25 protein-coding genes are annotated in these 21,384 nt (G+C 66.5%); 6 read left to right on the forward strand and 19 right to left on the reverse strand.

The window, feature by feature from the left end; all coding sequences use genetic code 11:
- Positions 1-84: 84 nt before the first annotated feature.
- From BJF92_RS14675 to BJF92_RS14725, 11 genes are all read right to left on the reverse strand, one after another.
- Positions 85-357 carry a rcc01693 family protein gene (locus tag BJF92_RS14675; protein ID WP_078058055.1) on the reverse strand — a complete coding sequence of 91 codons (273 nt, stop codon included), beginning with the start codon at positions 355-357 and terminating at the stop codon, positions 85-87.
- On the reverse strand, positions 354-743 hold the full coding sequence (locus BJF92_RS14680; RefSeq protein WP_075635478.1) for a gene transfer agent family protein: 390 nt from the start codon (positions 741-743) through the stop codon (positions 354-356). Before BJF92_RS14680 ends, BJF92_RS14675 begins: the two co-directional genes overlap by 4 nt.
- Positions 743-1,150, reverse strand: coding sequence for a phage major tail protein, TP901-1 family (locus tag BJF92_RS14685; protein WP_075635479.1), 408 nt, complete (start codon positions 1,148-1,150; stop codon positions 743-745). The genes BJF92_RS14680 and BJF92_RS14685 overlap by 1 nt, the downstream gene beginning before the upstream one ends.
- Before the next feature lie 39 nt (positions 1,151-1,189).
- Positions 1,190-1,597 (reverse strand): DUF3168 domain-containing protein, encoded by a 408-nt coding sequence (locus BJF92_RS14690; RefSeq protein ID WP_075635480.1) that lies wholly within the window; start codon positions 1,595-1,597, stop codon positions 1,190-1,192.
- Entirely contained in the window at positions 1,594-1,935 is a 342-nt protein-coding gene (locus BJF92_RS14695; protein ID WP_245294764.1) for a phage head closure protein, read from the reverse strand. The genes BJF92_RS14690 and BJF92_RS14695 overlap by 4 nt, the downstream gene beginning before the upstream one ends.
- Positions 1,932-2,501, reverse strand: coding sequence for a head-tail connector protein (locus BJF92_RS14700; RefSeq protein ID WP_075635481.1), 570 nt, complete (start codon positions 2,499-2,501; stop codon positions 1,932-1,934). The genes BJF92_RS14695 and BJF92_RS14700 overlap by 4 nt, the downstream gene beginning before the upstream one ends.
- Before the next feature lie 366 nt (positions 2,502-2,867).
- On the reverse strand, positions 2,868-4,148 hold the full coding sequence (locus tag BJF92_RS14705; RefSeq protein WP_078058057.1) for a phage major capsid protein: 1,281 nt from the start codon (positions 4,146-4,148) through the stop codon (positions 2,868-2,870).
- Positions 4,149-4,160: 12 nt separating this feature from the next.
- Positions 4,161-4,721 (reverse strand): HK97 family phage prohead protease, encoded by a 561-nt coding sequence (locus BJF92_RS14710; RefSeq protein ID WP_075635482.1) that lies wholly within the window; start codon positions 4,719-4,721, stop codon positions 4,161-4,163.
- Positions 4,722-4,815: 94 nt separating this feature from the next.
- A complete protein-coding gene (locus BJF92_RS14715) occupies positions 4,816-5,142 on the reverse strand; it encodes a DUF6107 family protein (RefSeq protein ID WP_075635483.1) in 327 nt (108 codons plus the stop codon).
- A gap of 152 nt (positions 5,143-5,294) precedes the next feature.
- On the reverse strand, positions 5,295-6,473 hold the full coding sequence (locus BJF92_RS14720) for a phage portal protein (protein WP_075635484.1): 1,179 nt from the start codon (positions 6,471-6,473) through the stop codon (positions 5,295-5,297).
- A 97-nt stretch (positions 6,474-6,570) separates the two neighbouring features.
- Positions 6,571-7,131: a glycoside hydrolase family 19 protein gene (locus tag BJF92_RS14725; protein ID WP_245294765.1), complete on the reverse strand. Its 561-nt coding sequence runs from the start codon at positions 7,129-7,131 to the stop codon at positions 6,571-6,573.
- A 214-nt stretch (positions 7,132-7,345) separates the two neighbouring features.
- Here BJF92_RS14725 and BJF92_RS25600 point away from each other — a divergent pair, with 214 nt between their 5' ends.
- Positions 7,346-7,495 carry a hypothetical protein gene (locus BJF92_RS25600; RefSeq protein ID WP_158032230.1) on the forward strand — a complete coding sequence of 50 codons (150 nt, stop codon included), beginning with the start codon at positions 7,346-7,348 and terminating at the stop codon, positions 7,493-7,495.
- 426 nt (positions 7,496-7,921) lie between these two features.
- On the opposite strand, the gene BJF92_RS14730 is transcribed toward BJF92_RS25600, so the two are convergent.
- From BJF92_RS14730 to BJF92_RS14740, 3 genes are all read right to left on the reverse strand, one after another.
- Positions 7,922-9,172 carry a DNA-packaging protein gene (locus BJF92_RS14730; protein WP_075635558.1) on the reverse strand — a complete coding sequence of 417 codons (1,251 nt, stop codon included), beginning with the start codon at positions 9,170-9,172 and terminating at the stop codon, positions 7,922-7,924.
- Positions 9,173-9,474: 302 nt separating this feature from the next.
- Positions 9,475-10,065 carry a hypothetical protein gene (locus tag BJF92_RS14735; protein ID WP_075635486.1) on the reverse strand — a complete coding sequence of 197 codons (591 nt, stop codon included), beginning with the start codon at positions 10,063-10,065 and terminating at the stop codon, positions 9,475-9,477.
- A gap of 183 nt (positions 10,066-10,248) precedes the next feature.
- A complete protein-coding gene (locus tag BJF92_RS14740) occupies positions 10,249-10,776 on the reverse strand; it encodes a YcgN family cysteine cluster protein (protein WP_280938385.1) in 528 nt (175 codons plus the stop codon).
- A gap of 148 nt (positions 10,777-10,924) precedes the next feature.
- Here BJF92_RS14740 and BJF92_RS14745 point away from each other — a divergent pair, with 148 nt between their 5' ends.
- From BJF92_RS14745 to BJF92_RS14755, 3 genes are all read left to right on the forward strand, one after another.
- The gene (locus BJF92_RS14745; protein ID WP_075635560.1) at positions 10,925-13,072 is read left to right on the forward strand and encodes a transglycosylase domain-containing protein; all 2,148 of its coding nucleotides are present in this window, start codon (positions 10,925-10,927) and stop codon (positions 13,070-13,072) included.
- 203 nt (positions 13,073-13,275) lie between these two features.
- Entirely contained in the window at positions 13,276-13,866 is a 591-nt protein-coding gene (locus BJF92_RS14750; RefSeq protein WP_075635487.1) for a DUF1214 domain-containing protein, read from the forward strand.
- Positions 13,859-14,410 carry a DUF1254 domain-containing protein gene (locus tag BJF92_RS14755; protein ID WP_075635488.1) on the forward strand — a complete coding sequence of 184 codons (552 nt, stop codon included), beginning with the start codon at positions 13,859-13,861 and terminating at the stop codon, positions 14,408-14,410. The genes BJF92_RS14750 and BJF92_RS14755 overlap by 8 nt, the downstream gene beginning before the upstream one ends.
- 307 nt (positions 14,411-14,717) lie before the next feature.
- On the opposite strand, the gene BJF92_RS25195 is transcribed toward BJF92_RS14755, so the two are convergent.
- Positions 14,718-14,903, reverse strand: coding sequence for a hypothetical protein (locus BJF92_RS25195; RefSeq protein WP_143524036.1), 186 nt, complete (start codon positions 14,901-14,903; stop codon positions 14,718-14,720).
- Between the two features lie 388 nt (positions 14,904-15,291).
- On the reverse strand, positions 15,292-15,576 hold the full coding sequence (locus BJF92_RS14760; protein ID WP_075635489.1) for a hypothetical protein: 285 nt from the start codon (positions 15,574-15,576) through the stop codon (positions 15,292-15,294).
- 413 nt (positions 15,577-15,989) lie between these two features.
- On the opposite strand from BJF92_RS14760, the gene BJF92_RS14765 reads away from it, so the two are divergent.
- Together BJF92_RS14765 and BJF92_RS14770 are read left to right on the forward strand one after the other, a co-directional pair.
- On the forward strand, positions 15,990-16,907 hold the full coding sequence (locus BJF92_RS14765; RefSeq protein ID WP_245294766.1) for an SH3 domain-containing protein: 918 nt from the start codon (positions 15,990-15,992) through the stop codon (positions 16,905-16,907).
- A 557-nt stretch (positions 16,908-17,464) separates the two neighbouring features.
- Complete coding sequence (locus tag BJF92_RS14770) at positions 17,465-18,469, forward strand: DUF2336 domain-containing protein (protein ID WP_158032231.1); 1,005 nt, start codon at positions 17,465-17,467, stop codon at positions 18,467-18,469.
- A gap of 139 nt (positions 18,470-18,608) precedes the next feature.
- On the opposite strand, the gene ampC is transcribed toward BJF92_RS14770, so the two are convergent.
- The 3 genes from ampC to BJF92_RS14780 form a co-directional block, all read right to left on the reverse strand.
- Positions 18,609-19,754 carry a class C beta-lactamase gene (gene ampC / locus BJF92_RS14775; protein ID WP_075635491.1) on the reverse strand — a complete coding sequence of 382 codons (1,146 nt, stop codon included), beginning with the start codon at positions 19,752-19,754 and terminating at the stop codon, positions 18,609-18,611.
- Entirely contained in the window at positions 19,751-20,062 is a 312-nt protein-coding gene (locus tag BJF92_RS25200; protein ID WP_143524037.1) for a hypothetical protein, read from the reverse strand. The genes ampC and BJF92_RS25200 overlap by 4 nt, the downstream gene beginning before the upstream one ends.
- The coding region (locus tag BJF92_RS14780) for a methyl-accepting chemotaxis protein (protein ID WP_245294767.1) at positions 20,034-21,384 on the reverse strand (1,351 nt) is incomplete at its 5' end. The genes BJF92_RS25200 and BJF92_RS14780, both read right to left, overlap by 29 nt.

Genomic DNA, 21,384 nt, shown 5'->3' on the forward strand with positions numbered 1-21,384 from the left:
ACCGCCCCGCCTGGGTCAGGTCGCCCAAGCCCTCGACACCCGCCGCCGTGGCGCCGCCTGTTGCAGGGCTCGTTGTCACATCGCTCATTGCGGTTCTCCTGCGAAAAAGGGCGACGAGGCGGCGTCACCGTCAAGACCCGCCGAGGAAGGCGCATCGGGATAGGCGGCCATCAGCGCCGCCAGATCGTTGCGCGCGGGGACCGCCTCTTCCGGCGCGAAGGCGCCTGTCGCGGCAGCGAGTTCCACCGGGGTCAGGCGCCAGAAGAGGTCGGGATGAAGCCGCAGCCGGCACAGGCCCGCATGCATGAGCCCGGCCCAGGAAAAGGGTTCGGGCGCGCTGCCGGCTGCGGCGCTCAAGGGTCCTGCGGAGGGTCCGGCACAGGGTCCGGCGATGTCTCCGGCGATGCAGGCAGGCCGAAGGCAGCGGCGAGCAGAGCGGAGACGGCGTCGGCCGCCGGGGCCAAGCCGCCATCCATCGTCATCGCGGCCACCTCCTCGTCCGAGATGTCCGCACCCGCGCCGCGCAGGCCGGCCCCGAGAAGGTGGATCAGGTCGCGGGCGGCGAGCTGCCCCTGCCCGAAGCGGGCGGCAAGCGCCGCCAGCCCGGCCACGCCGAAGGCGGTTTCCAGCTCCGCCAGACTGCCGAGCGTCAGGCACAGCACCCGGCGCTCGCCGCCGAGAACGGCCTCGATCTCGCCGCGCTGCCGGTTGGCGCGACGCGGGTCACGGGACGGCGCGCCCATCACAACGCCACGAAAGTCAGTGCGCCCGCCGATTCCAGCGCAATGTCGAACTGCACCTCGCCATTATAGGCGCCGGAATAGGTGAGCCCGGCAATCTGGAACAGGCCGGTGATCGTGCCGAAATCCGGCAGGATCAGCTGCCAGGACAGAAGGCTGCCGGCGAAGAACGCCGTGCGCACCAGCGCATCCGCTTCCTGGTCCTTGAACAGGCCCTGGCCGGAAACGGCGGCGCGCTGCACGCCGGCCCCGCCCAGAAGCTCGCGCCAGCGGCCGGAGGATTCCGAATCGGTCACGTCCACCAGCTCCGCATTGAAGGCGAGCCGCTTTGCGCGCAGGCCGCCAATGGTGACGAAGGCGCCTGACTTGTCGATCTTCAGCAGGAGATCCCTGCCCTTCTGCACGGCCATGATCTCTGGCTCCTGGTTGTTTTGAACTAAGGGGAAGGCTCACGCCGGCTCGGTGACGGCGCGCAAGGTGAGTTCGGCCACATGGCCCTTCAGCGTTTCGTCACGGCGAATGCGGCAGGACTGGCAGGCAAGGCTCGCCAGGTGGTGGCCGTTAAGCGTCAGCGCGGCATTGTCCAGAAGCAGCCGCAACCGGGCGGCGACGGTCTCGACCACGCGGTGTCCGCCCTCCGGCCCCACCACGAGCAGGCGCAGCCCATGTTCCCAGAGGGGCATGAGATCGCCCGAAATGTCGCGGCTGTCGATGTCGAGAATGCGCAGATAGGGCCGTGGCGTCGTGGCCGGCACCAGCCGGTCGCAAATGCCATGTGCGCCGATCAGCGCGGTCAGAGGCGCATCGGCGGAGAGATAGGCGACCAGCGCCGCCTGCAGAGGACCGGCCGCGCTCATGACACAAGCTCGCGCGCCTCGGCCACCAGCATGCGGCGCGTCTCGTCCGGATCATGGAGGCTGAGGAGGGTAAACAGCCGCGCGCCCAGACGCAGCCGGTCGCCGGCCTTGAGATCGTCGCGATGGCGCAGCCAGATGCGGTGCGTTCGCTCGGCGCCGGCCTCGTTGCCCGCCTCCTCCCACCGCGCCTGCACGGGCTCGATGCGGGCCCAGAGCGCGCCGGCAGTTTGATAAGCGATGGAGACGCCGCCCTGTCCATCCGGCGCTTCCACCGGATGCTCCCAGGCAAGCCGCGCGGAGAGCGCGCCGGGATCGAGATTGGAGAGCATGGCGATCATAGCCTCCACATGCGGTAGGGCGCGAGCAGACGGTCGTAGCCGAGCGGCACGCCGGCCGGCTGGTCCTGCGGCGCCACCACCCCGCGAAAGGCGAAGAGCAATGCCAGGTGCTGCAGCATCGCCCGCTTCAGCCCATCCGGCACCGTGGCGCCCGTGGGGCCGAAGCCGGCGGTAAGGTCGATCTCGATGCCGTTCAGCGGCTGGTCGGGCGAAGGCAGGACCGGCGCGAGCAGCCGCGGCGGATAGGCCCGGCCATCGAGCACGAAACCGGCCGCGCCGATCTCGCTGGGATGCCCCTCGGCATCGTAGAGCGTCACGCCGTCTACGGCGGTCACGGGGCCGACCGGAAGGGAGATGATGCGTGTGTCGGGCCAATCATCGAGATAGAGCCGCAGGCTGCGGGTGATCAGCGCCAGTCCGGTCTCGCGCTCCAGGTGCTGGCGCACCGTGCGGATCAGCGCGGTGACGAGCGCATCCTCATCCGCCGTCTCCAGGCGCAGATGCGCCTTCGCCTCGGCCAGCGTCAAAGGTTCGCTGCCGGGCGGTGTCAGTTCTGCAAGGGTCATGGAAAAATTCCGCAGGTTCCGGCATCGCGGCGCTCAGCCGGCGGTGCGGTGAAGAGATCAAAAAATCATCGAGAGAGGTCGGGCGGATGCGGGTGGGAGGGGCTCCCCGCATCCGCCCGCGCGGCCTTCATCCATCGCCATCCCGCGCCGACGTTGCAGGCGCGGGGCGACGGACGGGCCGCAGCCGCGAGAGAGCAGGACTGGAAACCGGAACCAGTCCGAGTCTCTGGAGGCAGGAGCGGCGCTTAAGCCTCGGACGGCCCTTCTCGCTGCCGACCGGTCGCATCTGGGCGATGGCAAGCGCCGGCATGGCGACATCACGGCCGCGTGATCCAGCAAAGGGAGAAAGGGCTGCCCGGTGCAAAATCAAGAGGCGGCGAATTTGATCAGCTTGATCGCCTCGAAATTCTGCACCCCGCCGCCCACGCGCTTGGTGGTGTAGAACAGCACATAGGGCTTGGCGGAATAGGGGTCCCGCAGCACGCGCACGCCGGTGCGGTCCACCACGAGATAGCCGGCCGCAAAATCGCCGAAGGCGATGGCCAGGCTGCCGGCGGCAATATCCGGCATTTCCTCGGCTTCCGTCAGCGGGAAGCCCATCAGGCTCGCCCGCGCTTCAGCAGAGGCCGGCGGCTGCCAGAGATAATGGCCGGTGGAATCCTTGAGCTTGCGGATTTCGGCCTGCGTCTTGCGGCTCATGACGAAACCGGCATTGCGGCGATAGCTGGCCTTCAGCGCATAGATCGTGTCCACCAGCGTGTCCGAGGCGCCTGCGGGCGAAAAGGCGCCGGCCGCGCCCGTGGCCACATAGCCGAGATTGCCCCAGCTCCAGGCGCTGTCGGCCACGGTGTCATAGCTCAGGAAACCCTTGGGCTTGTTGACGCCGTCGCCGGTGACGAAGGCCTGGCCTTCCTGCAGGCCGAAGGCAAGATCGACCTCCGCCGCGATCCAGCTTTCCACATCGACGGCCGCGTCATCGAGCAGGGCGGCGGTCGCCGCCGGCATGGCGTAAAGCTCCATGGTGGGGAAGGAGAGCTCGGCCAGCTGCGGGGACGCCGTCTGCGGACGCGCCGCCGTTTCCGCCACCCAGCCGGTAGCCATGCCGGCCAGCGCGAAGGGCTTCTTCAGCACGGCGCCGGTCACCTGCCGCACGGTGGCCAGCCCGCGGATCGGCGAGACCACCGCCAGGCGCCGGCCGATCTCGCTGTCGGTTTCCCGGGGCACCAGATAGCCGCCATCGGCGGCCGAGCCGACGCTCATCGCCTTGCTTTCCATCTCGCGCAGGCCCTGCTCGTCGCCCTTGCGCAGATAGGCCTCGAAGGCGGCCTTGTGTTCGCGCATCTCTCCGGCCGAGGCATCGCCGCCGCCGATCGCCGGGCGGGCCTTGCGCAGGATGAGCTGGTCGAGCGCGCGCTTCTGCTCGTCCATGCTGCGGTTGATGCGCTCCATCTTCTCGCGCGTCAGCACGTCGGACGACAGCTTGGTTTCCAGCTCGTCCAGACGCCGGTCATTGGTTTCCTTGAAGGCCTCGAAGGCGGACATGAAATCCTCGAAGGCGGCGGCCACGGTGTCCGGCGTGGTCTTGATTTCCGGCGCGGTCATGTGGTCGGCGGCCTTCGTCTCGGGATGTTGGGTCTCAACAGTCATGAAAAGCGATCCTTATGGTCTGGTTTTCATCATGCGGGCCACCCGGCGCAGACCGCGCACGAGCTCCGTTTCCTTGTCGCGGAACCACCGCGCATCCTTCACATTCGACACGCGCGCCGAAGGCAGCATGGGGAAGGTGACGATCGAGATTTCCCAGAGATCGGCCTCCAGGATGCGGCGCACGCCGGTCTTGGCGTCGGTGCGGGCGCGCAGCGTCTGGAAGCCGATCGAAAGCCCGTCCAGCGCGCCATTGGTCAGCAGCGCATGCACCTCGCGCGCCCGGGCCACGCCGGTGGCGAGCTGCCCCTCGACGAAGAGGCCGCGCTGGTCCTCGCGCAGCGTCACCCAGCTGCCGATCGGCTCGGCCGGGTCGTGCTGGAAGAGCATGCGCACGCCCTCGGCTCCGCGCCGCGCCAGCGAGCGGGAAAAGGCGCCGGGCTCGATCATGTCCTGGCCGAGGTCCACCTCGTTGAACAGGCTGGCATAGCCGGAGAAGCGGCCCTGGCCGCTGACGCCCGAAAGCGTCAGCCGCGCAGCCGTCTTCGTCTGCCAGGCCCGTGGTCGGTCTGTCATCTTGCTTGTCTCCGCGATAATCGGATGGTTGCGAGGCCAGGACGGGTTCGCGCAATCCCCGGCCTCTGTTCGTCTCGCCGATGAACGGCGAGCGTCAGCGCCCGTTCGGCGTGCCCCGGCCCAGCCGGTCGGCCAGCCGGGCGATGGCGCCGAGCCCCCACCAGGCGCCGAGGCTGGCGGCGGCCGAGCCCGTCAGCAGCATTTCGCTGGCCGACAGCGCCGGGGCGATCTCCAGCTTCCGGCTGAGCCACAGACCGGCCGGCCCGCCGAAGACGAGGCCGCAGGCAAGCCCGGTGAGGAAGCGGATGGCCGCCTCCTGCGCGCTTTTCGGCAGCATATAGACCAGCGAGACCGAGGCGCCGGCGAGCGCGCCCAGGAGACGCGCCAGCCAGACATCCGAAACGCCATTCCAGTCGGCCATGTCGCCGTCCTTTCCCTGGCCAGCGCGGGGGAGCCGGCCGTTTTGTCCGTTAAGGCGCACCGGATCGTTCAGATCCGCTTTCTCGCGCTATAAGTCTCTGTTTTCTCGAAGGTCTCACCGCGAAACCGGTGAGCCGTCCGCGGCGGCATGCGTCAATAGCCGACGGCCTGGCGCTTTTCGGCTTCGGTGAGGAAGTCGGCCTCACTCAGCCGCTTCCACAATTCGCCGCGCTCGGCCGAAAGGCCGGCCACGGCATCGAGATCCGGCCGCAGCGACAGATCCTCCCCGAAACGCTCGCCGAACCAGACAGACAGCGCCGCCAGCGTCCGGCCGATCATCGGCAGCACGGTCAGGCGGAAAAAGGCGCGGTTCGCCTCCTGGTAATTGGCATAGGTGTTGTCGCCCGGCAGGCCGAGCATCATGGGCGGCACGCCGAAGGCGAGCGCGATGTCGCGCGCCGCCCCGTTCCTCGCCTCGACAAAATCCATCTCCCGGGGCGAGAGCCCCATGGGCTTCCAGTCCAGCCCGCCTTCGAGCAGCAAGGGCCGGCCTGCGCGCGCGGGGCCGGTATAGCCGTCGTCCAGCTCGCTCTTCAGCCGGTCGAACTGCTCCGGCGGCAGGTTGCCGCCCTCCTTGGGCTGATAGACCAAAGCGCCGGAAGGGCGGGCCGAATTGTCGAGCAGCGCCTTGTTCCAGCGCGCCGCCGCGTTGGACAGATCGAGCGCGGTCTGCGCGGCGGCGAGCGGCGGATAGCCCAGATGATCGTCCAGCGGGTGGAACAGCCGCAGATGCAGGAGCAGGCCATCGGCCGCGCCATGGCGCCGCACGCGTCCGCCCAGCCGGTATTCATAGGCGTCCGGCCAGCCATCCGCGCCCTCGACAATGCGGATGCGGTCCGGCCGCAGCAAGTGCAGCGCCCGCAGCCGCCCGTCGATCGCCACGCCCTCGACATAGGCATTGCCTGACAGAAGCAGATGGCCATAGAGGGTTTCGAGAAAGTCGATGCCCGACTGCCGCTCGTTCGGCCGCGCCAGCAGGGTTAGAACGGGGTGTTCCGTCAGTTCCTGCTGACGGGTATAAAGTAGGAGCGGCACCGCGCCCGCCGCCTCCGCCACCAGGCGCACGCAGCGATAGGCGACCGGATTGCGCAGGAACCCTTCCCGCGCCAGCGCGCCATAGGAACGGCCGGTCCATTGCGCCGGGGCCCCGGCGGAAAGTGCCGCCAGGATCGCCGCGCTCTTGGCCTCGTCCGGCCGCGGCGCGCGCGGAGCGGGCGCCTGCCCCGCCTCGTCAGGCAAGCGGCGCGCGCGCAGTTTGAAGAATGGGCGCATGGCGCTCTCCTTGGTCTCTTGCGGGTTGTCTCATGCAGGTTGTCTCTAGCGGGATGATTCGCTTGCGGGCGGTTGACGGGCAGAGAGCCCCGCGCGGTCAGAAACCGCCGGCCAGCAGCGCCGCCTCATAGGCGCGGGCATAGCCTGCGATCAGCTCGGCCCGGTCTGTGCCGTTCACCGTGCGGCGCGCGCCACGCCAATCCACGGCGCCGGCCCGCAGATAGTCGCCGAGGCGACGGCCGGTGAAGAGCCCCTCGACCAGCCCGGTGACGAGGATGGTCGCGGCCGGTTCGCTCTGCAGCGCCAGATCGGGATTGCCCAGGAGATCGAGGCCGGTGGCTTTCGACAGAACGGCATAATTGGCGCGGTGCGTCAGCTGGACGTAACCGCGCCCGAACCAGCTTCGGCCCTCGGCATCCGTGCGCCAGTAGGGCTCCGTCACCTGCGGCAGGCGGCCGCGGCGATAGGCGCGCTCCAGCCGGGCAATGGCCTGCGCGTCGCTTGCGGCAAAGGTCTCGCGCACCGGCTGCATCAGCCGGCCGGTCTCGTGATGCGCCGTCGCAAGACCGTAAGCCACGAACCGGCGATCTACATGCGGACCCAGGCTGCGCCAGCGCGCCAGAATCGTCTCGATGCCCGCTTCCTGGTCTGCCGTCATCTTACCGGCGAAAAGCGCGGCACGGGCTGTCTCAAAAAAGGACGCTTTGCACAAAGGTCGTGCTCCATTTTGCTCATGCATAAAATGACCTGTTTGACTCAACCGATTTAGATTTTTTAAACCGATTAAATCGTTGAAATGCCTATTTACTTCGAAATGCTGCAATGCAATCGTTCATGCCATAACAACCATTGAGCAGGAGCGGCCGATGAGCATGATCGAGACCAAGGTGCGTCCCGCACAGACCGAAACCATCTCTCAGAAGATGATGAACCGCATCGAGAACGAATGGCAGCAGATGCGCGGCGCGCAGGCCGCCCGCCCAGGAATCAATTTGGCCTTCCGCGCCTCCAGCAAGGGCTGAGACGGGCGCTGAGGGAAGGTTCGCCGGATAAGGATGGAACCAATGTTCCGCCAGACCGTTAGCCCGGCCGAACCCCCAACAGACATGCCGGAAGACTGACCATGACGATCAAGACCATTTCGCAGAGCCTGTTCGAACGCTTCGAAAACGAATGGCGCGCCATTCGCACCACCGGATCCAAGCCGGTCAAGCCGTCGCAGCCTGCCGCCAAATAGGTCTTCGCAAAGCGTCGATAGGACGCGCCGGGCCGCTTGGCGCATCCGCGTCCCCAGTTTCAAGACGAAAGCCTTTATACTTGGGTATATTTCATGACGAGAGGGCGATCGGGCAACCGGTCGCCTTTTTCGTTCTTCCGGCGCGCGGCGTGATCTCCATAGTGTCAGCGCTGCAAGGCGAAAGCCGGGCCCCACGTTCCAGTCCGATACTCTAGAGGCTGCGCACGCGCGGCAGTCCTTGCCCGTCGATCAAAAGCGCCGTCAGCGCCCAGACCAGCGCGTCGAGCCGGTCGGGCGAGCGGCCGGACGAAAGGCCGTCGGGGCCGAAGTCGCACATCTGGTCCTCGAGCGCTGCGAAGGCGCCGGCATGCAGCACGCGGCCCTGCTCGTAGAGCGCGGCGACCGGCTCCGCCCGTCGCCATTTGCCGCGCGTCGCGCGCACGCTGGTCAGCGGCAGCGCCGCGTCTATGCCCTTCAGCAGCGCCGCCACCATGTCGCCGCCCTGGTTGACCTCGGCCACCAGACGGTCGGCGGAAAAGCGGTGATAGGCCTCCACTGCCGCCCGCGCCCAGCCGGCCGGGCTGCGGCTTTCCACCGAGGCATCGGCCAGCACCACGGCCTGTCCCGCCGCGTTCAGCCCGGCGACGACAATACCGCAGCAGCTGTGGCGGCCGGCAGCCGCCGGCGGATCGACCGCGACGAGAATGCGGGTGAGCGCATCCGGTTGCCGGCAGCGCAAGGCTTCCAGCTGGCTGCGCGACCAGAGCGCATCCTCGCGATCGGCGATCAGCTCGCCCTCCAGCTCCTGCCGGCCAAGCCGCGTGCCGCCATAGCGCTGCGCCATGGCCTTGAGGAAGCCCGGCGAGAGATGCGCCTGATTGTCGGCCGTGCGAATGCGGGCGATGACGGTGTCGGGATCGGCCATCAGCGCCTTCATCAGCGGCGTCGGCCGCGGTGTGGTGGTCACCAGGCTGCGGGGATTTGCGCCGAGCCGCAGCGCGAATTGCAGCATGTCGAAGGTCTCCTGCGCATGGCGCCATTTTCCCAGCTCGTCGCACCAGGCAAGGTCGAATTGCGGCCCGCGCAGGCTTTCAGGGTCTTCGGACGAAAACAGCTGCGCGATCGTGCCGTTCGGCCAGACCAGCCGGCGGCGCGAGGGCTCGAAAAGCGGCCGCGCCCGCCGGGCGATGCGGATGATGCCCGAGACGCCGTCGATCATCACCTCGCGCGCATCGCCCAGCGTCTCCGCCACCAGCGCGATGCGCAGCGGCGCTCGTGCCGCACAGGCATGCTGATGCACCCATTCCGACCCCGCCCGCGTCTTGCCGGAGCCGCGTCCGCCCATCAGCAGCCAGATCCGCCAGTCGCCCTCCGGCGGCATCTGCGCCAACCGCCCGGTCAAGGCCCAATCCTCGCCGAAGCGCTTCAGCGCGGCAAATCCCGGCGCGCGCGCCCCGGACATCGACAGCGCGTTCACAGAGCCGGAAATCCCGTCGCTGGCACAGTCTGCGCCTTCAGAAATGGATCCGCTCGAAGACGCCACGCTGTCACACTTTCAGTTTGCTCAACCATTTCGGCCTGCACCGTCACGGGGAGACGCGGGAACGACGTTCGCACGATGCCGAAATAGAAGATCGGGTTTCGGATGGCTGTCCGTCCTTGCGTTAGACGTCTCAGGCGACCGCGACCGAAGCCGCCGAAACCGCATCGGGCCCGAGCTGGGTCCGGCTGGCTCGACGTCCAGACCGTGGCCTGCGAACCATCTCAGTCGGGCGACGCTTTCGCCGGGGCGGTCTTGGCCGTTCGTTTGCGCGGCGCCGCGCCGCGCGCCACTGTGGCAGGCCGACACGCCTTGCCGCGTGCCGCCAGCTCGCGCGCCCGCGCCTCCACCCGCGTCTCGAAGAGCGCCACAAGCGCGGCGTAATCCGCCTCGCCCTCGGCAGCGTCCCGGTCGCTGCGCGCCTCGGCCAGCGCCCGCTGCAGGCTGTCGATCTTTTCCAGTGTCCGCACGATCAGCGAGATCGCCTCGATCTGCGCCTTGGCATCGGCCTGAACCAGCTTGCGCTCGACGCCCGCTCCGTCCGCCGTTTCCGTCACCAGCCGGCCGAGGCTCTGCAGCAGTTGAACCTGCCCGCACAGCTCCCGCGTCAACGCCCCCAGGATCAGCGGCAGATCCTCTCCCTGCACCTCGCCGAGGCCCTTGAGATCGAGCCCATTGTGATCGAGGTTCATAAGATCGAGATCCACGCCGCCAGAGAAAGGATATTTTTCCTCATTCCACCCGAGGCCGCCATCGTAGGCAGCCGGCGCGGGACGGCAGGAAAACAGGCTGGTCTCGATGGTGTCAAAGTGCATCGGCTCATCCGATCATGAAAAAGGCGCCTCCCGCTCTCGCAGGCAGCGCCTTGATTTTCTTCCCTTGTCGAAGGCCGACCCGTCAGAGGGGATCCTTGATCCACCGCCCCGGCCCACTTCTTCGACGATGCCTGAACCCTATCAAAGCACCGTCACGCCGTCAAGGACTATTTTCCTATATTTCTATTTTTCCTTGCCGTCGGAGGGGTCGAGCGGCCAGTCCACGACATAGTCCTCGAAGTCGTCGAGATCGACCTCATCCTCGGACACCGTGCGCCCGCGGGCGGAAATGCCGGCCTGGTGCACGGTGTCGGGATCGCCCGAGACGAGCGGGTGCCACCAGGAAAGGTCCTCGCCGTCGCGCACCTTGCGATAGCCGCAGCTCGGCGGCAGCCAGGCCAGCGTGCGCACGGCCTCCGGCGTCAGCTGGATACAGTCCGGCACGGTCTCCTGCCGGTTGGGATAGTCGCGACAGCGGCAGCTCTCGCCGTCGAGCAGCGTGCAGTGGATCTCGGTCCAGGCGATCTCGCCCGTCTCCCAGTCCTCCAGCTTGTTGAGACAGCACAGGCCGCAGCCGTCGCACAGGCTTTCCCATTCGCCCTGGTTCATCTCCTCGAGCGTCTTGGTCTTCCAGAAGGGAGGCTCGGCGCCCTGCTGCCCTTCCCGGTGCCAGTCCCCCGCAGGACCGCTATCCCCGCCAGGCTTGGTCAACGATCTGTGGATTTCATGCGACATGACGGCAGGGGCTTTCGGCTGTTAAGAGGCTGGGAGACAAAAGGGGCGTAGAATAGATCCGCCCGACGTGCAACATTTGGGCCGGCTCCGCCGCCGAAACAAGCAGGACGTGCCCTTGCCGCAGATGAACGACGACGACAGACCCAGAAAGCGCCATATCTTTCTGCGGATCGACGCCTGGATCGATTCCACCGTCTGGGCCGCCGGCTTCCGCTTTGCCGAATGGTGGGAAGACATCACCATCTTCTTCCGCCGCTTCCGCATGCGCGGCTGGAAGCGCTGGCTGTTCGAACTGCTGGGCGAAGGCATGACGTGGGGCACGGTCGGCTCGGTTCTCCTGCTTGCGCTGGCCCTGCCCGCCTTTCAGGAGACCAAGGGCAACTGGCGGGCGCAGAGCGATTTCGCCGTCACCTTCCTCGATCGCTACGGCAACGAGATCGGCCATCGCGGCATCATCCATGAAGATTCCGTGCCGGTGGACCAGCTGCCGGACACGCTGGTCAAGGCGGTGCTTGCCACCGAGGACCGCCGCTTCTTCGATCATTACGGCATCGACTTCCTGGGCCTCGCCCGCGCCCTGACGGAGAATGCCCGGGCCGGCGGGGTGGTGCAGGGCGGCTCCACACTGACGCAGCAGCTCGCGAAGAACCTGTTTCTCTCCAATGAGCGCACGATCGAGCGCAAGATCAAGGAGGCCTTCCTCGCCCTCTGGCTGGAAAGCAACCTGACGAAGAAGGAGATTCTCGGCCTCTATCTCGATCGTGCCTATATGGGCGGCGGCACCTTCGGCGCGGCGGCGGCGTCGCAGTTCTATTTCGGCAAGCCGATCACCGACGTCAACCTGGCCGAATCGGCCATGCTCGCCGGCCTGTTCAAGGCCCCGGCACGCTATGCGCCGCATGTGAACCTGCCGGCCGCGCGCGGGCGGGCCAATGAGGTCCTGACCAATCTGGTCCAGAGCGGGCTGATGACCGAGGGGCAGGTGATCGCCGCGCGGCTGAACCCAGCCACCGTGGCGGACCGGGCGCGCCGGCTGGAAGCGCCGGACTTCTTCCTCGACTGGGCTTTCGAGGAGGTGCAGCGCATCGCCACGCCTTTTGCCCAGCACTCGCTGATCGTACGCACCACCATCGACATGGGCCTGCAGAAGGCCGCGGAGGATGCGGTGGAAACGGCCCTGCGCGAATATGGCGAGAGCTACCGCGTCAAGCAGGGCGCGCTGGTGATGGTGGAGAATGGCGGCGGCGTTCGGGCGATGGTCGGCGGGCGGGACTATGGCGAAAGCCAGTTCAACCGCGCCACCAAGGCGCTGCGCCAGCCGGGCTCTTCCTTCAAGGTCTATACCTATGCGGCGGCGATGGAGAAGGGCTTCACCCCCGAAAGCGTCATTAGCGATGCGCCGATCACCTGGCGCGGCTGGTCGCCGCAGAATTACGGTCGGTCCTATTCCGGCAAGGTGACGCTGCTGACCGCGATCGCCAAGTCGATCAACACCGTGCCGGTGCGCCTGGCCAAGGACGAGCTGGGCATCGATCGGATCGTCAAGATGGCAAAGGACATGGGCGTGGAAACGCCCATTCGCGCCGACAAGACCATTCCGCTCGGCACCTCGGAGCTGACCGTTCTCGATCAGGCGACCGGCTATGCCGTCTTCCCCGCCGGCGGCGTCGAGGCGCGGCGCCACGGAATCAGCCAGATCCTGAACTATGACGGCGACATTCTCTACGACTTCAACCGCGACGCGCCGCCGGCCCGCCGGGTTCTGAGCGAGAAGGCGACCTCCAGCATGAACCGGATGCTGACGCAGATCCCGGTGATCGGCACCGCGCGCAAGGCGGCGCTCGACCATGTGCTCTCGGGCGGCAAGACCGGCACGACCCAGGCCTATCGCGATGCCTGGTATGTCGGCTTCACCGGCGATTACACCACGGCCGTCTGGTACGGGAACGACGATTACACCTCCAGCAACAACATGACCGGCGGCTCCCTGCCGGCCATGACCTTCAAGCGGCTGATGGACTATGCCGAACAGGGCATCGAGCACCGGCCGATCCCCGGCGTGGACATGCCCGCGCCGGGAAAGAAGGACAAGACGCCCGCCACGGCAACGGTGGCCGAGAGCGAGGCGCTGCCCGCCATTCCGCTGCGCCCGCGCATGCTTTCAAACGAAGCGACGACGCTTCTGAAGACGCTCGCCGACCGCTTCACCGCAGCCCCGGCGCTCCACCCCGTGCCGCTGGCGCCGGGCAAGGTCGCGGCGGCCCGGCCGTGAGCGCGATGGCACAGCGGGAAAGGGCACCATTGCGGGTGCCGGTCTGGCAGGGGTTGAGACCGGCCGGCAGCGGCCCACAACAGCTGAGCTCCGAGAGGGAGCGCTGTCAGCCGGCGCCTTCGCACGACCATCTCATCCCGGCCGCAATCGCCTGCTTCATCCCCTCAGCCTCTCTTTCCCTGTTCTAAAGGCGGCCTGTTCCCTTGTTTCGCGTCCCGTTCCTCGTTGCCCTGGCTCTTAGCGTCGCCTTCGGCCTCGGCATCGCTTCCGCGGTGCAGGCGTTGAAGACCACGGTCGGCTTCGGCGTGATTGCGCTCGGCCCATGGACCGCCTTTCCCAATGCCCAGACAGCATCGGCGGACCCCTATGCCCGTGCCCACCGCGCGCGCCAGGGCCGCCTGCTCTATGGCGGGGCGGAAGGGCTGCAATTCATCGCTTCCGTCGACAGCGCCGGCGCGCCGCTCGAAGCGGCTTGCGCGTACGAGATCGCCGGCCAGACGCCGGTCGCCCGGTTCTGGACGCTCTACATGACCGATCTGCAGGACCGCACGCTCACCGCCGCGCCCGAGCTGCCAACCGCGCTCAACAGCTGGACGGCCCTGCACGAAGGCGACGGCGTGATCCACATCCGCCTGTCCGCCGCCGCGCAGCCCGGCAACTGGCTGGCCTTGACGGCGGCGGGGCCCTTTCGCCTGGTGCTGACGCTTCTGGACACGCCGACAGCCGGCTCGTCCGGTCTCATCGATCTCGGCATGCCCGCGATCCGCAAGCTCGGATGTGGCTCCCATGCGTAGTGTCGCCTATGCCATCCTGATCGGCCTCATCGGCGCGGCCATGCTGCATATCGTGCTGGTGCTCGGCCTGCCGCGCTTTTCGGCGGAGGACGCCTATAGCCGCGTTCTCGGCCTGTTCGAGATGGACAGCTTCTTTCGGCTCACCCGCGCGCCGGGCACAACCGGCCTGTCGGATGACGATCCGTTCCTGCGGGTGGCGGTCTGCGGCTTTTCCGTCGCTGGTGGCCCGGTGCGCTTTTCCGCCGGAGGCGATGTGCCCTTCTGGTCCTTCGCCGTCTATGACAGCACCTCCAACGAGGTGTTCAGCATGAACGACGCCACAGCCGTCCAGCGCAAACTCGACGTCATCGCCGCCACGCCGCGCCAGCTGACCGAGCTGCGCAAGCTGCCTTCCGATGCGCTGGGCGCGGCAATCCTGGTGGAAATGCGCGATCCTGAAGGCTATGCCGTGGTGCGCGCCATGGCGCCGACGCAGAGCTTCGAGGAGAGCGCGCGCGATTTTCTGGCGAAGGCGTCCTGCGAGACGTTCCGCGCTGAAAACTGACGCATGTCAGGGATCAAAGAGACGCCGGTTTTCGATAACGACGTGGGGGCAAATGGGGCTCAAGGTGTCGGGAGCTCACCCGGACCATCATAACGCGCTCAAGCGTCGGTCATCCCGTCGTCGGCCTGAAACCATGTCACCAGACAAATGGCCCGCGATCTTGTCGCCTTGCCGACAAAGTGCATGACCAAGGCGGTCTTTTCAAACCTGTTCAACAGGGCGCGATCCCAAGATGCCTCTCAGTGCGATGCGCCAGGCCACACGCCGGCAGCCCTGTTCACCAGCAACCGCTAGGGGCGAACAGGAGTCAATGCGTGGAGGAGGTATTCAGCGGCTGCGTCATATCGCGCGGCACTGTGGCCTGCTCGCCGATCCGCTCATACCGAATGCCTGTAAACATCAGCACTACGGCCTCGGAGCTGCCTTTGCCGTAATTCTGTGCCCGACGGCTTGCGCGCGCGGGGTGGTCCTTTAATCGGATTACGTCTGCCATTCTCGTCTCCAACACTGGGTTTGAGAGGGATGAATACGAAACAGATTTCACCCTGCCCTGTCCGGGCTGGTGTCGTGGCAGGCCGAGGCCTGACCGCACCGTCCTGGTTTCTCCTTTTTCCGGATCATTCCGGCTTTCATGCATTCGGTCTTCATGACCGTGACGTGACGGGTTCATCGTCGCATCTTCGGCATGATTTGGCCACAGCTTCGTTAACAGCCGATTAACGCACCTTAATGCTGCTATGACCAGAGATTTCATGGCCTTGGATCCAACCGGCTGAAACAGTCGCAAATGTGGCCTGCGCCGGGCTGTTTGCCGGCGCAGGCCCTGTCTTTCGTGTCCAGTTGTAGGCGCGGCTGTTCAAGCCGCGTTAACTTTTGACGCATCAGCGGCGAAAGAGCATGCCCAGCACGAAGGAGACGCCGGCAATGGTGGCAAGCGTCGAGATCGGCTCGGCGCGCACGCGTTCGCGCAGGCGGTCGGCCATGACTTCGGCTTCCGACTGAACGACGGCCTTGGCGCTATTGCCGATAGCGGAGACGGAATCGGTCAGGCGCGCAATTTCCGCCTTCAGATCGGCGATCTGCGCATCGAGATCTGCCTTGGCCGCGCTGGCTTCGACTTCGGAGATGTCTTCGTTCGTCACGGTCGCAAACTTCTTCTCAATCATGGGTCGGGCTCCTTGTAGCTGACGTGAGAACGCGCGGGTGCTGCTTTGGTTCCCGGCGTCGCGTGAGAAAAGACTGATAAGCCAGCTTGCCTGCCGGAGGCATACCTGTCTGCCGAGCCACAGCGGACTGCGCAGGGGGTTTCTGTGCAAAGTGCCCGCAATGCCTGCGGTTCCCGGCCGAAATGTCCCGCAACCATCAAGGCAACCTTGATCGCGCAGGGCCCTTTTCCGCACGCCTTGATTTTGACAGAGTGCACCGTGAGGAACTTCTTGAGGGCTGCACAGGTTTATTCACGCTTTTGCGCGATCTCGTGAAGCAGCCCCGGACGTCCTCGAAAGATGCTTTCTTTCGCCCGCGCCACGGGGAGGCCGCTGGTGAGAAGAGGCATGGTCAGGGTCACAGGGAGAGTTCAGTGTTTAACTCCGCTTTCAAATTTTCGGCCGCAGCGGGTGCTGCATTTCTGGCCGTCGGGCTGTTTCCGTCGCTGGCAGAGGCCGCGTCGGGCTATTCCACAGCCAATGTCAACATGCGCTCCGGCCCCAGCACGCGCTATCCGGCCGTCACCGTCATCCCGGCCGGCGCCTCCGTCGAGATCCATGGCTGCCTGGCCGAAGTGCCCTGGTGCGATGTCTCCTTTCGCTATGGCCGCGGCTGGGTGGCCGGGCGCTACCTGCAGACGATCTATCGCGAGAGGCGCGTCTATCTGGCACCGGAATATTACCGACCCCTCGGCATCCCCACGGTCACCTTCGACGTCGATACCTATTGGACACGCAACTATCGCAGCCGCGACTTCTACCGTGAGCGCGACTACTGGCGCGAATGGCGCGGGGGCTGGCGTGATGACCGTCCCCTGCCGCCGCGTCCGCGCTGGGAGCCGGATCGCCCTCGCTGGGAGGCCGATCGTCCCCGCTGGGAACAGGACCGGCCGCGCCGCGAGCCCGACCGCCAGAACTGGGAGCGCGATCGCCAGCAGAACTGGGAGCGCGACCGGGAAAACCGCGAGCGCGACCGGATGAACCGCGAGCGGGATCGCGAGAACCGCGAACTCGACCAGCGCAACCGCGATCTGGACCGCCAGAACCGCGAGCGTGACCGCCAGAATTTCGAGCGCGACAACCGCCAGCGGGAGTGGGACAACCACCAGCGCGACCGGGACCAGCGCGGCGGCGACCAGCGTGAGCGCGATTACCGCGGCGAGCGCGAGATGCGCGACCGCGACAGGCAGAACTGGGAGGGCAATCCCGAGCGGGACGGCGCCGAGCGCGCCCGGATCCGCCGCCCGGAAAACGGCGCCTGCATGCCTGGCGATCCCGCCTGCGCGCGCTGAGCAAGCGCGGCCGATTTCTTAAAACAGATGCAGCCGGCATGCTTCAGGGCATGCCGGTTTCTTTATGCGCCGACCCGCCCGGAAAGGCTGGATGATGGGGCACACAGTCCCTGGCTTCTTGCTGCCAAGCCCCGGCCTCGACCTGCCATCGGTCCCTTGTGGAAAAAGCACATATTGGCGGCCATCGGACCGCAAGAGGGCCAAGTTGCCGGAAAATTTGATGCGGAACCAAAATCTTAGGAATCGGACCGCGTCGGGTTTCTCGACCCCTGCTTCAGGCAGATAGACCGATGTATCTGCTGGGGCTGGCACCGACTGTGGCCGGATGGCCACAGTCGTACCGATTTATGACAGCAGATCTTAGTATCTTCTTTACCCTTAAGACCTCGTTAACCACGCCCTTCTAGACTGCAGTCTCAAGCGTGTCCGGAGACCTGTTCAGAGCAGGCCCGCCGGTCCGGCTGATAGATCAGCCGCCTTCTTCCTGTGTTGCGTGCAAGTGGGTTCTCATCATGTCTGATCGGTTCCGGGAATTGGAGAGAGCACAAGGCAGCCGGGTGAAGGATGTCGTCCTTCTGGCCACGGTCACCAGCTACGAGGCCTTGCGCCAGCCCCGCAAGGCCGATCAGCGCCAGTTCGAGGAACTCTTCGTTCCGCTCTTCGCCGCCTCCAGCAACGAGGCACGGCGCCAGGCGGCCTCGGCGCTTTCGCGATGCCAGCACGTGCCGCAGGCGGTCGCCTATCAGATCGGCAGCGCCCCCATCGCCATTGCCGCCCCGTTTCTCACAGCCTCGCCCGTCATCGATGATCAGACGCTGATCGCCCTGGTGCGCACCCAGAGCATCGAGCATGCCGAGGCCATCGCCCGGCGCGACAGCCTCTCGGCGCCCCTGATCGAGGCGCTGGTGGAACGCCGCCAGCGGATCTCGCGCGGCGGGCTCGACATCGCCACCGGGCGGCTGACGGAAATGCCAGCCCGCCAGGAAACCGCCGCCGAGGCCGACAGCCAGATGGATCGCGATCAGCGCCTGCGCCGCGAGCTGAAGGCCATGGTGCAACGCGTCCAGCCGCAGCCGGCAAAGGCCGAGCCCAGCCTGCCGGCCGTGGATTCCACCCATGCGGCCCTGCTCGTGCGCTTCGCCCGGCTCGGCGAGATCAACATGCTCGCCTCCTGCCTTTCGGCCGTTCTCAACGCCGATCTCGAAGTGGGCGAGCGTCTGGTTCTCGATGTGTCAGGCCAGCAGCTTGCAACCGCGCTGGTCGCGCTCAAGCTGCCAATCGCCGATCAGCTGACGATCCTCAGCTATCTCTATCCCTATCTCGCGGAAATGGTCGATGGCCGCACCCGCGCCGAGCTGCTGGTCGATACGCTGGTGCCTGCCGAATGCGTCGCCCGCGTGGCCGGCTGGCTGGAAAGCGCTGCCGGCAGCGCGCGCACCCCGCAGGCCATCAGCTATCTCGCCGCCAATCGCGAGAAGGATGCGCGCCGCCAGGGCAATTATGCCGCGCCGGCCAGCCGCCCCGCGCCACTGCGCGCCCGGACCCTTCCCGGCAAAGCCTGATACGCCATGAAGCAGGGCCTTACCCGTCAGAAGCGGCCTGCCTGAGCGCGGGCGGTCCCTGCACGTCAATGTCGATAATGCCGGTGAGGCAGCCGGCGCCGCCTGCGCCCCGCGCTCCCGCTCTGTCCCGCTATCCGCCTCAAGGGCCGAGGAGCGCCTTGATCAGGGCATAGGTCGCCCGCACGCGCGCCTCGATCGGAATGTTCTTGTTGGCGAGCATCACCACGCCGAGCCTTTCGCTCGGGACCATGGCGATATAGTTCCCGAAGCCATTGGTGGATCCGGTCTTGTTGAGGATCACCGGGTCGCCTGCGCGGGCTGCGGGATCGAGCGCCTCGACCGGCTGCGGCGTCATGATCATGTCGGGCCCATTGCCGGCCACCATCCGCTCCAGCCCGACCGGCCAGGGATATTGCTCCCAGATCATGTCCTGGGTGAAGAAGGCCGTGCGGTATTGCGGCTCCCGCGTCCGGGCAATGGCTTTGCGCAGCTCCTTGGGCGCATCGGCCTGCCCGAGTTCGACATCCAGAAGCTGCAGCATGTCGCGCGCGCTCGATTTCACGCCATAGGCTTCGGCATCGAGCAGGCCGGGATTGACGCGGATCGGCGCGCCGCTGCGCCAGTCATAGCCATAGGCATAGAGCGCCATCTGGCGCTTGGGCACGTCGATCCAGCTGTTCTCAAGGCCGAAGGCCGGGAAGAGCACGGTCTGGACCGCTTGCTTATAGGGCATATCCAGGGCTTTGCCGGTGACATGACCCAGCAGGCCGATGCTGATATTGGAATAGCTGCGCGCTCCCGGCTTCGGCGGCTGCCAGCTCTTCAGCCAGCGCGCCAGCCCGTCCACCGTCTTGACGCCATCAGGCACCTGCAAAGGCAGCCCGCCCGAGCGGTGCGTCGCCAGATCCATCAGCGTGAGATCGCCCGAGATCGTGCAGGCGCCGGCGCACAGATGCTGGGCGAGCGTGTCGTCAAGCCGAAGCTTCCCCCGCTCCTCCGCCAGCGCGGCCAGCGTCACGGTGAAGATCTTGCTGATCGAGCCGAGCTCGAACAGCGTGTCCGGCGTCACCGCGCGCCGGTCGGCTTTCGAGGCCAGGCCTGAGAGGTAAAAGCTGTGCTTGCCATTGCGGGTGATGCCGACGACGAGGCCGGGAATGGCGTGTTCCTTCACCACGGGCGCAAAGACAGCGCGCGCGGCCTCATTCCCATCCTGCGCTCCTGCAACGGATATCGCTGCGAAAAGGCTTGCCATCAAGCAGCCCATCAGGGCAATCGACTGTCTCATTTGCGGCTCCCACCTCCATCGTTCAGCAAGGGGATGCGGGGAGAAACCGGCATGTCTGAGGCAAAGCCATGAATACTCATCCTTTTTGCAAGGGCAGTCATGGCTGTGCGCAGCGACCGTTTCCAGCCGCTGCGCACAATTGCCTTTTCCACTTGTGTCCGCTCAGTCACCCAGAGAGCATTTGACCGAAAGCGGTGTGCGGTCCATTGCTCCAGCTTTCTGTCTTCGCATCGGATTTCTGCGAAAACAGCTTCCCGCTTTTCGGTCGGATGTTTTGCCTCAGGCGCTGACGCGGAAGTCGTCGTCATCCTCGTCCGGCCCACCCATATCGAGCGCGAAGCCTTTGACGCGGGCCTGCTGGGCAGCCACCGTCTGGCGGCCGGCGGCAGGGGCAGCAGCGGCGGGCTTGCGCTTGACCGGAGCCGGTGCTGTCGGCGCCTTTGCGCGAGCAGGGGCTGCGGCGGGACGTGCACCCTGCCGGGCGGCCGCCTGGCTCTGCTCGACCTTGAAGAAGGCGATCGAGGCCTGCAGCTCCTCGGCCTGGGCGGCCAGCTCTTCCGACGTTGCCGACATTTCCTCCGAGGCCCCGGCATTCTGCTGGGTCACCTTGTCCAGCTGCTGGATCGCCTCGTTGATCTGCGAGGCGCCGATGTCCTGTTCGCGGCAGGCGGCCGAGATCTCCGAGACCAGCTCGGCGGTCTTGCGGATGTCGGGCACCAGACGGTTCAGCATCTCGCCGGCCTCGGTCGCCACCTGAACGGTGTCACCTGATAGCGCCGAGATTTCGGCGGCGGCGGACTGTGAGCGCTCGGCCAGCTTGCGCACTTCGGAGGCGACGACCGCGAAGCCCTTGCCGTGCTCGCCGGCGCGGGCGGCCTCGACGGCGGCATTCAGCGCGAGCAGGTCNTCGGGCACCAGACGGTTCAGCATCTCGCCGGCCTCGGTCGCCACCTGAACGGTGTCACCTGACAGAGCCGAGATTTCGGCGGCAGCGGACTGCGAGCGCTCGGCCAGCTTGCGCACTTCGGAGGCGACGACCGCGAAGCCCTTGCCGTGCTCGCCGGCGCGGGCGGCCTCGACGGCGGCATTCAGCGCGAGCAGGTCGGTCTGGCGGGCGATTTCCTGGACGATGGAGATCTTCTCGGCGATGGTGCGCATGGCGCCGACGGCACGATTGACGGCCTGGCCCGAGGCTTCGGCATCCTTGGCGGACTGGCGGGCGATCTTCTCGGTCTGGGCGGCGTTGTCGGCATTCTGCTTGATGTTGGCGGCCATCTCCTCCATCGAGGCCGAGGCTTCTTCGGCGGAGGCCGCCTGTTCGGAAGCGCCCTGGGAGACCTGTTCGGAGGCGGAGGAGAGCTCCTGGCTACCGGAAGAGACATTGTCGGAAGCGGCGAGCGCGTCGCCGACCACGCCGCGCAGGCGGTGGACCATGGTTTCCAGCGCGATGCCGAGCGTGTCCTTGTCCGACATCGGCTTGACGTTGACGGTCAGGTCGCCATTGGCGATGGTTTCGGCAACCCGGGCGGTCTCGCGCAGGTTCGTCACCATGCTCTTCATGGCGATGCCCAGCGTGTCCTTGTCGGAGAGCGGCGCGACGTCGGTAGACAGGTCGCCGAGCGCGATCTCG

This window comes from Xaviernesmea rhizosphaerae (assembly GCF_001938945.1).
Lineage (GTDB): Bacteria > Pseudomonadota > Alphaproteobacteria > Rhizobiales > Rhizobiaceae > Xaviernesmea > Xaviernesmea rhizosphaerae.

Bases quoted from the DNA above. Each gene is read 5' to 3' on its own strand.
- BJF92_RS14745 (WP_075635560.1), top strand. From the start codon at position 10,925: ATGAACGACGACGACAGACCCAGAAAGCGCCATATCTTTCTGCGGATC.
- BJF92_RS14730 (WP_075635558.1), bottom strand. From the start codon at position 9,172: ATGTCCGGGGCGCGCGCGCCGGGATTTGCCGCGCTGAAGCGCTTCGGC.
- ampC (WP_075635491.1), bottom strand. From the start codon at position 19,754: ATGAGACAGTCGATTGCCCTGATGGGCTGCTTGATGGCAAGCCTTTTC.
- BJF92_RS14720 (WP_075635484.1), bottom strand. From the start codon at position 6,473: ATGCGCCCATTCTTCAAACTGCGCGCGCGCCGCTTGCCTGACGAGGCG.
- BJF92_RS14705 (WP_078058057.1), bottom strand. From the start codon at position 4,148: ATGACTGTTGAGACCCAACATCCCGAGACGAAGGCCGCCGACCACATG.
- BJF92_RS14725 (WP_245294765.1), bottom strand. From the start codon at position 7,131: ATGACGGCAGACCAGGAAGCGGGCATCGAGACGATTCTGGCGCGCTGG.
- BJF92_RS14760 (WP_075635489.1), bottom strand. From the start codon at position 15,576: ATGATTGAGAAGAAGTTTGCGACCGTGACGAACGAAGACATCTCCGAA.
- BJF92_RS25200 (WP_143524037.1), bottom strand. From the start codon at position 20,062: ATGACGACGACTTCCGCGTCAGCGCCTGAGGCAAAACATCCGACCGAA.
- BJF92_RS14680 (WP_075635478.1), bottom strand. From the start codon at position 743: ATGGGCGCGCCGTCCCGTGACCCGCGTCGCGCCAACCGGCAGCGCGGC.
- BJF92_RS14685 (WP_075635479.1), bottom strand. From the start codon at position 1,150: ATGGCCGTGCAGAAGGGCAGGGATCTCCTGCTGAAGATCGACAAGTCA.
- BJF92_RS14755 (WP_075635488.1), top strand. From the start codon at position 13,859: ATGCGTAGTGTCGCCTATGCCATCCTGATCGGCCTCATCGGCGCGGCC.
- BJF92_RS25195 (WP_143524036.1), bottom strand. From the start codon at position 14,903: ATGGCAGACGTAATCCGATTAAAGGACCACCCCGCGCGCGCAAGCCGT.
- BJF92_RS14710 (WP_075635482.1), bottom strand. From the start codon at position 4,721: ATGACAGACCGACCACGGGCCTGGCAGACGAAGACGGCTGCGCGGCTG.
- BJF92_RS25600 (WP_158032230.1), top strand. From the start codon at position 7,346: ATGATCGAGACCAAGGTGCGTCCCGCACAGACCGAAACCATCTCTCAG.
- BJF92_RS14690 (WP_075635480.1), bottom strand. From the start codon at position 1,597: ATGAGCGCGGCCGGTCCTCTGCAGGCGGCGCTGGTCGCCTATCTCTCC.
- BJF92_RS14735 (WP_075635486.1), bottom strand. From the start codon at position 10,065: ATGCACTTTGACACCATCGAGACCAGCCTGTTTTCCTGCCGTCCCGCG.
- BJF92_RS14700 (WP_075635481.1), bottom strand. From the start codon at position 2,501: ATGACCCTTGCAGAACTGACACCGCCCGGCAGCGAACCTTTGACGCTG.
- BJF92_RS14715 (WP_075635483.1), bottom strand. From the start codon at position 5,142: ATGGCCGACTGGAATGGCGTTTCGGATGTCTGGCTGGCGCGTCTCCTG.
- BJF92_RS14695 (WP_245294764.1), bottom strand. From the start codon at position 1,935: ATGATCGCCATGCTCTCCAATCTCGATCCCGGCGCGCTCTCCGCGCGG.